General features: G+C 71.1%; 9 protein-coding genes. 8 read left to right on the forward strand and 1 reads right to left on the reverse strand.

Annotated elements, in window-relative coordinates; all coding sequences use genetic code 11:
* Positions 1 to 26 precede the first annotated feature (26 nt).
* On the forward strand, positions 27 to 1,199 hold the full coding sequence (locus tag ACIF9R_RS09730; protein WP_399976769.1) for a S8 family serine peptidase: 1,173 nt from the start codon (positions 27 to 29) through the stop codon (positions 1,197 to 1,199).
* Between the two features lie 197 nt (positions 1,200 to 1,396).
* Here the strand turns inward: ACIF9R_RS09730 and eccCa are convergent, their stop codons facing one another.
* Positions 1,397 to 5,395, reverse strand: coding sequence for a type VII secretion protein EccCa (gene eccCa, locus ACIF9R_RS09735; protein WP_399977262.1), 3,999 nt, complete (start codon positions 5,393 to 5,395; stop codon positions 1,397 to 1,399).
* A gap of 299 nt (positions 5,396 to 5,694) precedes the next feature.
* Here eccCa and eccD point away from each other — a divergent pair, with 299 nt between their 5' ends.
* The 7 genes from eccD (at position 5,695) to ACIF9R_RS09770 (ending at position 13,825) form a co-directional block, all read left to right on the forward strand.
* Entirely contained in the window at positions 5,695 to 7,092 is a 1,398-nt protein-coding gene (gene eccD, locus ACIF9R_RS09740) for a type VII secretion integral membrane protein EccD (protein ID WP_399976771.1), read from the forward strand.
* 18 nt (positions 7,093 to 7,110) lie between these two features.
* On the forward strand, positions 7,111 to 8,583 hold the full coding sequence (gene eccB, locus ACIF9R_RS09745; protein ID WP_399976774.1) for a type VII secretion protein EccB: 1,473 nt from the start codon (positions 7,111 to 7,113) through the stop codon (positions 8,581 to 8,583).
* A gap of 359 nt (positions 8,584 to 8,942) precedes the next feature.
* Entirely contained in the window at positions 8,943 to 9,293 is a 351-nt protein-coding gene (locus ACIF9R_RS09750; RefSeq protein ID WP_399976777.1) for a hypothetical protein, read from the forward strand.
* A 67-nt stretch (positions 9,294 to 9,360) separates the two neighbouring features.
* Complete coding sequence (locus tag ACIF9R_RS09755; RefSeq protein ID WP_399976779.1) at positions 9,361 to 9,681, forward strand: WXG100 family type VII secretion target; 321 nt, start codon at positions 9,361 to 9,363, stop codon at positions 9,679 to 9,681.
* A gap of 28 nt (positions 9,682 to 9,709) precedes the next feature.
* Positions 9,710 to 10,150 (forward strand): type VII secretion system-associated protein, encoded by a 441-nt coding sequence (locus tag ACIF9R_RS09760; RefSeq protein WP_399976782.1) that lies wholly within the window; start codon positions 9,710 to 9,712, stop codon positions 10,148 to 10,150.
* 12 nt (positions 10,151 to 10,162) lie between these two features.
* Positions 10,163 to 13,297: an AAWKG family protein gene (locus ACIF9R_RS09765; protein ID WP_399976785.1), complete on the forward strand. Its 3,135-nt coding sequence runs from the start codon at positions 10,163 to 10,165 to the stop codon at positions 13,295 to 13,297.
* Between the two features lie 15 nt (positions 13,298 to 13,312).
* Complete coding sequence (locus ACIF9R_RS09770) at positions 13,313 to 13,825, forward strand: YbaB/EbfC family nucleoid-associated protein (protein WP_399976788.1); 513 nt, start codon at positions 13,313 to 13,315, stop codon at positions 13,823 to 13,825.
* Positions 13,826 to 13,827: the final 2 nt, after the last annotated feature.

A 13,827-nucleotide genomic window follows, 5' to 3' on the forward strand; every position in this document is an offset into this window, starting at 1 on the left:
TGCGGAATGTCATGAGGTGTGCGAGCGTGGGGTTGGCACTGGCTGTCGCGGCGGTTCTGCCGGTCACCGGCGGGCCGGCCTTCGCCGCCCCGGAGGCCGACGGTCCAGGAGCGACGCTGCTGCCGCCGCTGCCGGTCCGGCTCGGTGAGGACAACCCGTGCACCGGGGCCTCGGAGCAGACGGCCACCGGGGCGACGTGGTCGCAGACGGCGCTCGGGCTGTCCCGGACCCACCGGATCTCGCGCGGCGGCGGTGTGACCGTCGCGGTGGTCGACACGGGTGTCGCCTCCGGCGTCCCCAGCCTGTCCGGCCGGGTGGAGGCCGTCGGCGGGGCGGACGAGGACTGCGTCGGCCATGGCACGTTCGCCGCCGGCCTGATCGCCGCGGCACCGGAGAAGGGCAGCGGCATCACCGGGATCGCCCCGCAGGCGGAGATCCTCGCCCTGCCCGGCACCGACGACCGCGGAGTGCCCTCCGTGGCACGCGTGGCGGACGGCATCCGTACGGCGGCGGACCGCGGCGCCCGGGTCATCTACGTCGGCCAGGCCCTGCGCACCGGCAGCGCCGAACTCACCGAGGCCGTCGCCCACGCCGGGCGGCAGGACGCGCTGGTCGTCGCCCCCGCCGCCCCGGACGCCGTGCCCCGCGAGGAACTCGGACCCGGCGGCAAGATGCCCGAGGGCCCCTACTGGCCGGCCGCGGCGCCCGACGTGCTCGCCGTCGTGGACTTCGGCCCCTCCGGGGTACGGCAGAACAACGCACCGCCCGCTCACGAGCCCGACCTGTCCGCGCCCGGCAGCGAGATGGTCAGCGTGGGCCCGGGGGGCTCCGGCCACTACATCGGCTCCGGCGCCTCGCTGGCGGCGGCGGGTGTCGCGGGCGCCGCCGCACTCGTACGGGCCTACCACCCCGAACTCACGGCCCCGGAGGTCACCCGCCGCCTCCTCGACACCGCCTACCCCTCCGACATCCCCCGACTTGACCCGTACGCCGCCCTCTCCCTGATCCAGGACCGCACGACAGCCCCCGCTCCCACACCGGCCCCCGCCCACATGCCACCCGCCACGGACCCCACGCCCCACCACCGCGCCCTGACCATCGCGGCGGTGGGCCTGACCACGGTCCTCCTCCTGGCAGCCCTGGCCGCGGTCGTCCCCCGAGGCCGCACCCGCAACTGGCGCCCCCCCACCCCCCACTAGCACCCCCACCGCTCCCGCGCCCACCCCCACCGCTCCCGCGGGCAGTCGTGCCGCTGGGGCGGCACAGGTGGGCGCGACGGCACCCCGCAAGCGCCGGGCTGCGCAACCATCCCCCGGCTCACCCTGTCGCGGCGCACCCCGCAAGCACCGGGTCGCGCAACTGCCCCCCGGCTCCCCCCGCCCCGGCCCCCGACGCCTCACCACGCATCCCCCACAAGCCCCGTCTGCACCTGCAAGGTCTTGCGCCGGGCAATCCGGACCGCCCGCCCCGGAATCAGCTCCCGCCCCTTCACACTCCCGAACAGATACCCCTCACTCGGCGGACACGACATCAGCAGCCCCGGCGTGTTCACCTCCTGCAACCGCCGCAGCAACGCCTCGTTGAGCCCACGCCCCGCGCCCGCCGACGACCGCGCCACCACCATGTGCAGCCCCACCTCGTGCCCCAGCGCCAGGTGATCCAGCAGCGGAGCGAACGGTTGCGTCATCGGCCCGCCGCCCACCATGTCGTAGTCGTCGACCAGGATGAACAGCCGCGGCCCCTGCCACCAGTCGCACAGCCGCATCCGCGACGGAGCGATGTCCTCCCCGGGGAGCCGCTGCTTGACCGCCCGCGCCGCCCCGTCCACCAGATCCCGCAGCATGTCCAGGGACACCGCGTGCCCGAGCCGGTAGGCCTCGGGCACGCTCTCCACCAGCTCCCGCCGGTAGTCCACCGTCATGATCCGCGCCTCGGCGGGCGTGTACCGCTCGGTGATGCCCCGGGCGACCAGCTTCAGCAGGTTCGTCTTGCCGCTCTCCGTGTCGCCCACCACGATCAGATGCGGGGTCTCGGTGAAGTCGTGCCACACCGGCGCCAGTTCGTTCTCGTCCAGGCCGAGCGCGATCCGCAGCCCGTGCTCGCCCTCCGCCTCCGGCAGTTCCTCGGCCGGCAGCTCGGCCGGCAGCATCCGCACCCGCGGAGCGCCGGGCCCGGCCCAGTTCTCCCCGATCGCGGCGACCAGCCCCGCCACCCCGTCCGCGAGGTCGTCCGCGTCCTCGACCCCGTCGACACGCGGCAGCGCCGACAGATAGTGCAGCTTGTCCGAGGTCAGTCCCCGCCCCGCGCTGCGCGGGATCGTCGCGGCCTTGCGGGAGTCGATCTGGGAGTCCATCGGATCACCCATCCGCAGCTCCAGCCGGGTTCCGGTCTGGTCCCGTACCGAGGACGACAGCTCCACCCAGCGGCCGGTGGTGACGATCAGATGCACACCGTAGTTGAGTCCGCGGGAGGCCAGCGCGTTGAAGGTGGGGATGTGCCGGTCGAAGTCCTGGCGCACGGTGGCCCAGCCGTCGATCACCAGGAAGACGTCGCCGTGCGGCTCGTCGGGGAACTCGCCCGCCGCGCGCCGCTTGCGGTAGGTCGGCATCGAGTCGATGCCGTGCTCGAGGAAGAACCGCTCCCGCCGGGCGAGCAGCGTGGTGACCTCCGAGATCGTACGGCCCACCCGCTCGGTGTCCACCCGCGCGGCCACCCCGCTCATATGGGGCAGCTCGTCCAGCGCGGCCAGCGTGCCGCCGCCGAAGTCCAGGCAGTAGAACTGCACTTCGCGCGGAGAGTGGGTGAGGGCCAGCGCGGTGATGAGGGTGCGCAGCAGGGTGCTCTTGCCGCTCTGCGGGCCCCCCGCGATGGCCACATGGCCACCGGAGGACGACAGGTCCACGGTGAGCAGATCACGCAGTTGGTCGAAGGGCCGGTCGACGACACCCACCGGCACCGTGAGCCGCCCCCGCAGCGGCCAGTCCGCCGTGGTCAGGCCGTACCGCGGGTCGGGTGCCAGCGGGGGCAGGATCTGGTCCAGGGTGGCGGGACGGTCCAGCGGCGGCAGCCACACCTGATGGGCGGGCGGCCCGGAACCGCGCAGCCGGTCCAGCGCCACCGACAGCAGCGTCTCCCCGCCGCCGTCCGCGGCATCGGCCCCTTCGCCCGCTGCCTCGCCCTCCGCTTCGTCGGGCCCGCCCGCCGGGTCCGGGTCCGCGGGCGCGCGCGGCACCACCCACTCCGCCGTCCACGGCACCACCTGCCGCGCCACCTGCGCCTGCACGACGGCCCGGCGCCGCTGGTAGGGCCCCGAGACATAGGCGGCCCGGAACCGGGTGAGCGCCTCCACCCCGCTCTTCAGGAAACCGGCACCCGGCTGCGCGGGCAGCTCGTAGGCGTCCGGCACGCCGAGCACGCCCCGGCTCTCCATCGCGGAGAACGTCCGCAGCCCGATCCGGTACGACAGATGACTCTCCAACTGGTGCATACGGCCCTCGTCGAGGCGCTGCGAGGCCAGCAGCAGATGCACGCCGAGGCTGCGGCCGAGCCGGCCGATCATCACGAACAGCTCCATGAAGTCGCGGTGCGAGGCCAGCAGTTCGCTGAACTCGTCGACGACCACGAACAGGCTGGGCAGTGGCTGCAGCGGCGTGCCGGCCGCGCGGGCCTTCTCGTACTCCAGGGCGGAGGTGTAGTTGCCGGCGGCGCGCAGCAGTTCCTGGCGGCGGATCAGCTCGCCGTGCAGGGCGTCCTGCATCCGCGCCACCAGCGCCACCTCGTCGGCGAGGTTGGTGATGACCGCGGAGGTGTGCGGAAGCTCGTCCAGGCCGAGGAAGGTGGCGCCGCCCTTGAAGTCGACGAGGACGAAGTTCAGCGTCTCGGAGGAGTTCGTCAACGCCAGCGCCAGCACGAGCGTGCGCAGCAGCTCGCTCTTGCCGGAGCCGGTCGCGCCGATCAGCATGCCGTGCGGTCCCGTACCGCCCTGCGCGGACTCCTTGATGTCCAGCTCCACCGGCCGGCCCTCACCGCTCACCGCGATCGGCACCCGCAGCCGGGCAGCGCCCGTGGACCGCTCCCAGAGCGTGGCCGGGTCGTGGCGGTGCAGGTCGGGGATGTTCAGCAGCGAGGTCAGCTCGACGTCGCCGGCGAGCGGCTTGGAGTCGTCGCCGCCCACACTCATCCGGTACGGCGCCAGGAGCCGGGCGAGCGCCCGCGCACCCACGGGTCCCAGCCCGTCGGGCCTGCCGAGCACCGTCGACTGCTCCTTGCGGTCACGGTCGGTGCGCACCAGCGCGACCCCGTTCCCGTCCACCTCCAGACGCAGCGTGGTCCGACCCGGCTTCCACGCGAGCGCCCCGGTGAGGTCGAGCACCACCGCGTTGCGGAACCCGGGCCCGTCGAAGCGGTGCCCCGCCGGCAGGGTGCAGCCGTCGATCACGACGACCGTGTACGGCTCCTCGCGTCCCGGGACCGCGTCGGGGTCGGCGAACGGACGCTCAAGGAACTCCGCGCCGAGCAGGTTCTCCAGCTCGCTGAAGGCCGAGGCGATCATGCGGGAGGGTCCGGCGCCGTCCTCCTCGTGCCGGTGCAGACTGTGCGGCAGCCACTTCGCCCACTCCCATTCGGCGCGCCGCTCGTCCGAGACACACAGCGCGATCCACAGGTCGTCGGGGGAGTGGAACACCGCCAACTGCGCCAGCAGCGCCCGCGCCTGGGCCCGGATCAGCTTGTCGTCCCCGCGGAACAGCACCTTCGACCAGGCCCGCAGATAGATCGCGATGGGCTGGTCGCGGACGGTGGAGTAGGCCTTGGTGAAGCTGCGCAGCGCGTGCGCCGACAGCGGCTCCAGGTCCTCGACGGGCTTGGTCGACAGCGGCGTCAGCTTCATGGCCAGACGCTGGTCGCCCACCCCCATGCGTACCTCGGCGAAGTCGTCGTCCGTGGACCGCCGTTCCCAGAGCCGGGTGCTGCGTACCAGCGACGACAGCGCGTCCGGTTCGGGATGACGCCAGGCGAGGGCACGCTGCTGCTCCACGACGGACTTCCGCACCACGCGCCGGGTCTGCCGCAGATACCGCAGGTAGTCGCGGCGTTCGCCCTTCATCCGCTGCTTGCGCTCGCCGTTGCGGCGCATGACCTGCCCGAGCATCATTCCCGCCGACGCGACCACCATCACACCGAGCGCGATGTAGATGAACCCGCCGCTGTCCCGGCTCATCCCCGGCCGCATGAACATCAGCATCATGGAGACCGACATCAGCGCCATCGGCAGATACGTCCACACCGCGGAACTGTCCGGTACGACCTCCGGAAGCGTGGGCGGCTCCTGAAGACTCAGTTCCCCCGACGGCATTTCCGGTCCTTTGCGGCGGGCCGGCCGGCGGAACAGGATCACGCTCAACGAACGTCCTCCTCCATGATTTCGGAAGATATTCCGGGGAAACCCCGCGGGAACGACGCGGGTGATTCTGAAGAGTAGGATTCCCGCGCGACGGTGGGCGGGAAAATTGCGGTGGGGTTCCGAAAGGCTGAACTCCCCAAGTGGTGTTGCGAAAAAACCGGAGTACGGTCAAACTCGTCGGCGCATGCCCCGTCCGACCTTTCCGTCGTGTTCGGCGACCGGCCGGTGAGCCACTGCCACCTTCCAGCCACCGCGCATGTACGTGGTCTGCCAGAAAGTGTGAAACCCGAGCCATGACCGAGAATCAGACGGCAAGCCTGTGCCGCGTCACCGTACGAGCTCCGGCCAGGACCGTGGACCTGGCCGTGCCCTCCGATGTCCCCGTAGCCGACCTGCTGCCCACAGTGATCGGTTACGGAGGTGACGACCTGGAGGAATCCGGCCTGGAGCACGGAGGTTGGGTACTCCAACGCCTCGGCGGTCCTCCACTCGACCCCGAGAGTACCTTGGACTCCCTCGGCGTGCGGGACGGAGAGGAGCTTTGTCTGCGCCCGCGCACCGAGGCGCTGCCCGAGGTGCACATCGACGACCTGGTCGACGGCATAGCCGACGGCATGGACCGCAGACCCCACGGCTGGAGTGCGCAGGCCGGCCGGCGGCTGCTGCTCGGACTGGCCGTGGCCACCCTCGCGTTGGGTCTCGGGATGCTGGCCGCGCCGGGAACGGCGGGCTGGATACGGGCCGTTGCCGCCTCGGCCGCCGGACTGCTGCTGATCGCCGGAGCGGGATCCGCCTCCCGTGCCGTCGGGGACGCCGGAGCCGGCTCGGTGCTCGGTCTGATGGCGGCGCCCTACTTCGCCCTGGCCGGCTGGCTGCTGCCCGGCGGTGACCTGGGCGGCGCCGACGGCGAAGCCGTCCTCGGCGCACGGCTGCTGGCGGCGTCCGCGGCGGCCGGTGCCGGAGCGGTGCTGGCCCTGGCCGCGGTCGGCGTGTACCCGGCGCTGTTCATCGGCGCGGCCGGTGTCGCGGCGGCGGGCGCGCTCGGCGCCACCCTGATGACCCTGGACCTGGCGCCGGAGCAGGCGGCCGGCGTGGTGGCGGTCGTGGTGGTGCTCTTCGGCGGGTTCGTCCCCTCCCTGTCGTTCCGGCTGGCCGGCATGCGGATGCCGCCCCTGCCGACCAACGTCCAGCAGTTGCAGCAGGGCATCGACCCGTATTCCTCCTCGGACGTCGACGCGCGGTCCGCGCTGGCGGACGGCTGGATGACCGCCCTCTACGGCACCATCGGCCTGGTGTGCCTGCCCTGCCAGGTGGCGCTCATGGCCTCGCCGGACCTCCCCGAGATCCTCACCGTCGTGGCGCTCTCCCTCCTCCTGCTGCTGCACAGCCGGGGGCTGGGCAACGTCTGGCAGCGGCTGGCGCTGACCATGGCCGGCGCCTGGGGCGTGGTCCTGCTGCTGCTCGTCGCCGCTCGCTCCCTCGCCCCGGCGGACCGGCTGACCCTGACGGCCGGTCTGATGGGGCTCGCCGCCGCGATCACCATCGCCTCGTGGACGGTGCCCGGACGGCGGCTCGTCCCGTACTGGGGGCGCGCGGCCGAGCTGCTGCACTCACTGGCCGCCATCAGCATCCTGCCGCTGACGCTCTGGTCGATGGGCGTCTACGGCCTGCTCCGCGGCATCAACGGCTGACCCGGGAGACACGGCGACATGCACAGCAAACGCGACCAAGTACAAGCGCATCTCTTCATCATGGGGCGGCTGGCCTCCGCCCTGCTGCGCTCCGATCCCGACGCCCCCGAGAGCCCCCTGGGGCGGACCAACCGCGGCGCCGCGATCGGTGTGATCGTCGCCGTGCTGGTGTGTGCCGGGGCCTTCGTCTTCGGACTCCTCAGGCCCGGCGGCAACGACTCCTGGCGCGCGGGGGAGGACCTGATCGTCGACAAACAGACCGGCGCGCGCTACCTGTACCTGGACGGGCGGCTGACCCCGGTGCGCAACTACGCCTCGGCCCGGCTGATCACCGGCGGGGACATCGGGGTGACGACGGTGGGCACCTCCTCGCTCGCCGGCACCCCGCACGGAACGCCCGTCGGCATCCCCGACGGGCCCGAGGCGCTGCCCGGCACCGGCGACCTGGACCGCACACCGTGGCTGGTGTGCTCCGGAGTCCTGCCCCGTACGACGGGCGTCGTCACGGCGACCACGACGCTCGCCGTCGGCACCGGCGCGCCGCAGGACGTGCCCGACGGCCGGCAGCTGGGCGGGAACGAGGGCCTGCTGGTCACCGGTCCGGACGAGGCCACGTATCTGCTCTGGCAGGGCAGCCGGCTGCGCCTGGACGCGCGGGCGAAGGCGGCCGAGTCCCTCGGGTACGGCGATGTCACCCCGCGTCCCGTGTCCGCGGCGTTCCTCGACGCCTTCCCGCTGGGCCCTGATCTGGCCCCTGCCGATGTGCCCGGACGGGGCGACAAGGGGCCCGAACTGGGCGGGCGGAGCACCCGGATCGGTCAGCTCTTCCGGGTCGACGTCCCCGGCTCCGAGGCCCGCCACCACCTGCTCACGCGGGACGGTCTCGTCCCCCTCACCGACACCGGGGCGACCCTCCTGCTGGGCGATCCGCGGACGCGGGAGGAGGCCTATGAAGGGGACGCCGCGACCGTCGTGACGCTCGGTGCGGACACCCTGGCCGAGCATCTCGCCCCCGACGCACGGGACTCGGGCGAGGAGAGTCTGCCCGCGAAGCCGCCGAGGGCGGTCACCGTGGCCGCCGGATCCGTGGCCTGCGCCGCGGTCGACTCCACGGACGCCGGAGTGCGGGTCGGCACCTCGGTGCTGCCTGCGGCCGCACTGCCCCGGGCCGTGCAGCCACCGGGGCCCGAGACCGAACCGGGCTGTCTGAAGGTCGACTCCATCGCGGTACGGGCCGGAAAGGGCGCGCTGGTCAGGGCGTTGAGCGCGAGCGGCAGCGCGTTGGGCGACACCACGTACCTGGTGACGGACGAAGGCGTGAAGTATCGGCTGCTGTCCCAGGACGCGGTCGAGGCACTGGGCTATGACAGTTCCGCGGCACGGCCGGTGCCGTCCCCGCTGCTGGCCATGCTGCCCAGCGGCCCGGACCTGACCCCCGAGGCGGCGGCAGAGGGGCGGGCCCGAGTGACCCTGCGGTGCCCCGGGAGGTAGCGAATGAAAGGGGCGACCGGGAAACAGTCGGGAAGTCAATTCCTGGCGTCGTCGCGGTCTCCCGGTGTTCATCCGGCCTTTCGACAGGAATCCGACAGGCGGCTTTCCATGCCCGATCTGTCCCGTCCATTCACCCTGCCGCTCACTTGAGCGGCAGGAAATGCGGCTCATTGCTCAACTGAGCTTGCGTGGGAGAGGCGTTGGTTCCGGTGGAAATTGCCAAACGCGTCGCGGCGTGCATAGCATCTGGCCGTCCCATGGCTTCGCGACTCGGTTGAGATTGCGGAAACGCTCCGTCTGCCCACGGAGCGTTACGGGGCATCAGCCCGGTGAGAGTTCCGCCGAAAGGGAGATTCCTCATGGCCATGCAGCAGTCCGAAGAAGGCGCCACCCGTAATGGGATCATGGCGCTGGAACAGGCCTTCTCCGGTGTGCAGCGCTGCCAGCAGGACGTCCAGTCCACGGCCCAGACGCTCGCCACGAATTACGGGGGCGCGGACGGCGGCAAGTACAAGAAGCTGCTGGAGCAGTGGGACGAGCACGTCGACACCATCCTGATCAACCTGGACCGGATGGTCGACGAACTCAACAGCACCCTCCGGGAGCACGGGCTGGTGCAGGGATCCACCAGCGACGCGATCGACGCCGAGTACACGCGCTCCACGGCGGTCTTCGACGAGCTCAACGGCACCAGCACGTCGTCGAACTGATCCCGGCTGCACCACCAGGCACCGACTCTTCCGCTCCTGTCACTCTCCCGGTGAATCGAGGATCCCGATGGACTTCTCCGACGGCTACATCTACGTCGACTACAACCACGCCGAAGGCGCGGCGGACGACATGGTCAGCCAGTCGCAGTCGATCATGAGCATTCTGGCCAACCTGGAAATGGAACTGGCCGAGCTGCGCAACAGCTGGATCGGTGACGACCGGGACGTCTACAGCGAGGTCCAGGCGAAGTGGGACAACGCTGTCGAGAACATCAAGGTCCTGCTTGCCAACCACTCCGCTCTGCTCACCGAGATCTCGGGCAACTACCGGCACACGGAGCAGAACCTGTCGCAGCGGTGGGGCGACATCAGGATCGGCAGCCGCTGACGCCGGCCGGTGACGGAGGAGCGATCAGATGGCCGTCACGGTCCTTGACGCCGAGTTCCTGAAGAATTTCATCAACAACCACATCAGCGGTTTCCGTGCGAGGCTGGAGAAGATCCTCAGCGACGACAAGAACGCGGGACCGGCGATCTCGGACATCGCGGACGCGATGTCCACCTCGACGATCGTGGCCTCGAAGCCGCTCGTCATCGGGCTTATGGCCGGCGAGAACAGCGCGGTCGGCGGGGGTGCGCTGAACATGGCCGTCGGGAAGGGCGCGAAAGAGGTGGTGCGCATCATCGAGGACCAGACGATCCTCTTCGAGGATCTCGAACAGGCGCTGTGGGACACCATCGACGAACTGGCCAAGAGCCAGGGCAAGAATCTCGAGAGCATCACCGCGGACGAGTTCATGGACATCTTCGAGGATGTCGACAGCGATCTCTCGAATTCAGATTCCGACGAGAAATAGCAGACTTCGGCGATGGCCAACCCCGACGACAACAATGACGACTACTGGAAGCAGGCCGTTGACCTGCTCACCGGCTACATCCTTCCGGACCGGAAGACGTTGTTCGAGACCCTGAAGGGTAACGAGGGCATCAAACTGATGCACGTCAGGCTGGAGGACGAGGGCGGCCCGGAATATTCCTCGGGCTTTCTCTCCCCGGCCGGCTGGAAGACGCACAACACCGACTACACCATTCCGTTCTACCGGCCCGCCGACGACTCCCAGGACGTGTCCGGTGGGAGGAACCTCTACCGGTACCGGGCCTACATCACCTTCCTCGCTTCGGGCCAGGCCTGGGCGCCGAGCGGCGACGACGTCATCCCGGACTACACGAAGACGAGCGAGGTCCTCAAGGACAAGGGCGGCTGGAACAACGAGGGCGACAAACTCGACTGGGACACCAACCCCCTGGTCCGGTACCTCTATGGATCCAAGGCCGCGCTCTGGGCGCTGAAGTCATGGCCCCACTCCACACACGGGTTCGACAACCGCGGCTACGGGGTGACCGACACCGAATACGTCGACCTGCTCACCTTCACGGAGGCGGCCAAGGCCTTCGACCGGGTGGTGCAGTTCTTCGAGGAGAGCGCGGACACGGTCGGCAAGTGGGACACCGAGAACATCGGAGAGGGCAGCGACTCCTGGGACGGCACGTCGGCCATCGTCTTCAAGGGGCTCATCCACAAACTCGCCCGCAACTACGAGGGCTACGCCGACCAGTTGAGCGGTAAGGGCGGTGGGGACGTCGCGGTCACCATCGACGGTGTGACAGTGACCTCCGAGGCGGGCCGGGCGCTGGCCGAGGCGCAGCGAGTGCTTCTCACCCAGGCGGAGAACCTCTACAACGCCTGGGAGGCGTGGAAGGCCGAGAGCAATCCACAGCGCTGGCTCTACGACATGCTGCAGAACGTCCGGTTGACGCTCCTCGACACCCAGGTCGCGAATACGGACATCGAGATGGTGTCCTACGGCTCCGGGCCGTCCACCACTTGGCGCAACAACGTCACCTCGACGGCCGGCTTCAGGAACGAGATCATCCTCAGGGAGACGTCGTCCACCGGGGAGATCACGTTCGAGAAGTCGTTCGGCAGGCCGAGCGACATGAACACATGGAAGGCCCTCGCCCAGGAGGCGGTGGACCGCTGGGACAAGTCCGCCCAGGACTGGCTCAGCAAGGCGGGCGCCGAGGCCATCGTGGCGATCTACAACGCCTTCAAGGCTGCCGAGAAGGCGTTCGACACCAACCTCACCGACCGGGACAAGCGCCCGCTCTCCGAGATCTCCGCGAAGGCCGAGGCCGACGCCGCGAAGAAGAAGGCGGAGGCCGAGGCGGCGGCCGCCAAGGCGGAAGCCGAGAAGGAGAGGGCGGAAGCCAAGGCGGCGGCCGAGAAGGAGAAGGCGGAGGCCAAGGCCGAGCGGGACCGCGAGAAGGCGGAAGCCGAGAAGGAGAAGGCGGAAGCCAAGGCGGCGGCCGAGAAGGAGAAGGCGGAAGCCAAGGCCGAGCAGGAGGCCGCGAAGGCGGCGGCGGAGAAGGAGAAGGCGGAGGCCAAGGCCGAGCAGGAACGCGAGAAGGCCGAGGCCAAGGCGGCGGCCGAGGAACAGCGGGCGTTCGCCCTCGCGCAGAACCAGAAGGCGCAGGACGAGGCCAAGAAGGAACGGGAACGGGCCGTCGCCCAGAACGAGGCGGACCGCGCCGAGGCGAAGGCCGAGCGGGACGCGGCGAAGGCCGAGGCCGACGCCGAGAAGGCGGCCGCCAAGGAGGAGCAGGCCCAGGCGAAGGCCGAGGCGGAGCGCGAGCAGGAGGCCGCCAAGGCGGAGGCGGCGAAGGAGAAGGCGGAGGCCAAGGCCGAGCAGGAGGCCGCCAAGGCGGAGGCGGAGAAGGAGAAGGCCGCCGCCAAGGCCGAGCAGGAGGCCGCCAAGGCCGAGGCGGAGAAGGAGCGGGAAGAGGCGAAGGCGGCGGCCGTCGCCGAGCGGGAAGCGGCCGAACAGGATCAGGAACAGGCCCGCCGTGAGGCCCTGCAGGAGAAGCAGCAGGCCCGGCTGGACGCCCAGAACGCCAAGGCCGACGCGCAGGCCGACTACGAGGAGCAGAAGGCCGAGGCCCGCGCCGAGCGCGACGCCGCCCTCCAGGACGCCGACCGCCGGGAGGCGGCCGCGCGTCAGGAGTACGAGCAGGAGAAGGCCGAAGCCGAGCAGCAGCGGGACCAGGCACGTGAGGACGCCGCGCGGGAGCGGACGGAGGCCCGGGCGGAGTACGAGCGTCAACTGGCCACCGGGACCGACGAGGACCAGGCCCGGGGGGAGTACGACCGGCGGATCGCGGAGATCGACGCCGCCGAGCGGGAGGCCGTCCAGCGGGCGGACGCCGCCCAGGCCGACGCCAGGGAGGAGTACGACCGGGCGAAGGCCGACGCCCAGGAGGAACGGGACGAGGCGCGCGGCGAGGCCGAGCAGGCCCGTAAGGACGCCAAGGCCGAGTACGACCGGCGGATGGCCGACATCCAGGCCGAGTACGACCGGATCGGCGCCGGCGGGAAGGACATCGACGAGCTGATCCGGCAGCGGATCGCCGATCTTCCCCAGCCCCCCGACCTCTCCGCCTACAACGCGGGCGGCTCCGCGGGATCCGCCGGCTCCGCGTACTCTTCCGTCTTCAACGACAACCTCTACAACCAGGACGACCTCACCTCGGCGCTCGGACGTCCGGCGGGTGACGCCCTGACGGGCGCTGCGGCCGGCAGCTCCGGCACGGGTGCGGGCTCGCCGGGGATGTACCCGCCGATGATGCGCGGCGCCGGGGGCGAGGGCGGCGGCTCGTCCGGCGAGCGCACCAGGACCGTCATCGAACCCGCGGTCGGCCGGTCCGGCCGGTCCGGCCGGCCGGCCGTCACACCGTCCGCCGACGACGAGGAGCACCGTGTGGTCCCCCGGGCCGCACAGACCACCAGCAGCACGCCCTTCATGCCGCCGATGGGGCCCATGGGCGGGGCGGGCGAGGGCAGGCCGCAGACGGAGACCGGGGACCGGCAACGGACCACGTGGCTGGCCGAGGACGAGGACGTCTGGGGCACCGACGAGGGCGGCGCACCGCAGGCCCTGGGCCGCTGAGGGAGAGGAACCGGCATGAATCAGCCGATGGAGGACCGGGTGGCCCAGGCGATGGCCCACCTCAAGGCGGCGGAGGAGGCCGCGGCCTCGGCACGCGCCGAGCTGGACGCGGCGTCGGCCACCGCACGGTCGGCGGACCGGTCGGTCCGGGTCTCCGTCGGCGCGAAGGGGGAGCTGACCAGTCTGGAGTTCCTCGACGGCAAGTACCGGACCATGGCCGCGTCCCAGCTCTCCGCGTCGGTGCTGGAGGCAGCGAACACGGCACGGGCCGAGATGGCCCGGCGGGTCGTCGACACCCTCGAACCGCTGACCCGGATGACCGCACGGGGCGCCGCCCCGGAGCGGATGGGCGTCGACTGGCAGTCCCTTTTCGGTTCGCTGCTCAGCGAAACCGGTGCGACGCGGGAGTCCACGGCGATGAGCGGGCTCCGCGACGAGATCGTCGAGGACGAGGAGGAGCCCGCGGTCCCGCCGGGGGCCGCCCGCGGCAGATACGACGGACCACAGGAACGGCGGAGGGGCGCGTAGTC

The organism is Streptomyces sp. NPDC086080, assembly GCF_044540255.1.
GTDB lineage: Bacteria > Actinomycetota > Actinomycetes > Streptomycetales > Streptomycetaceae > Streptomyces.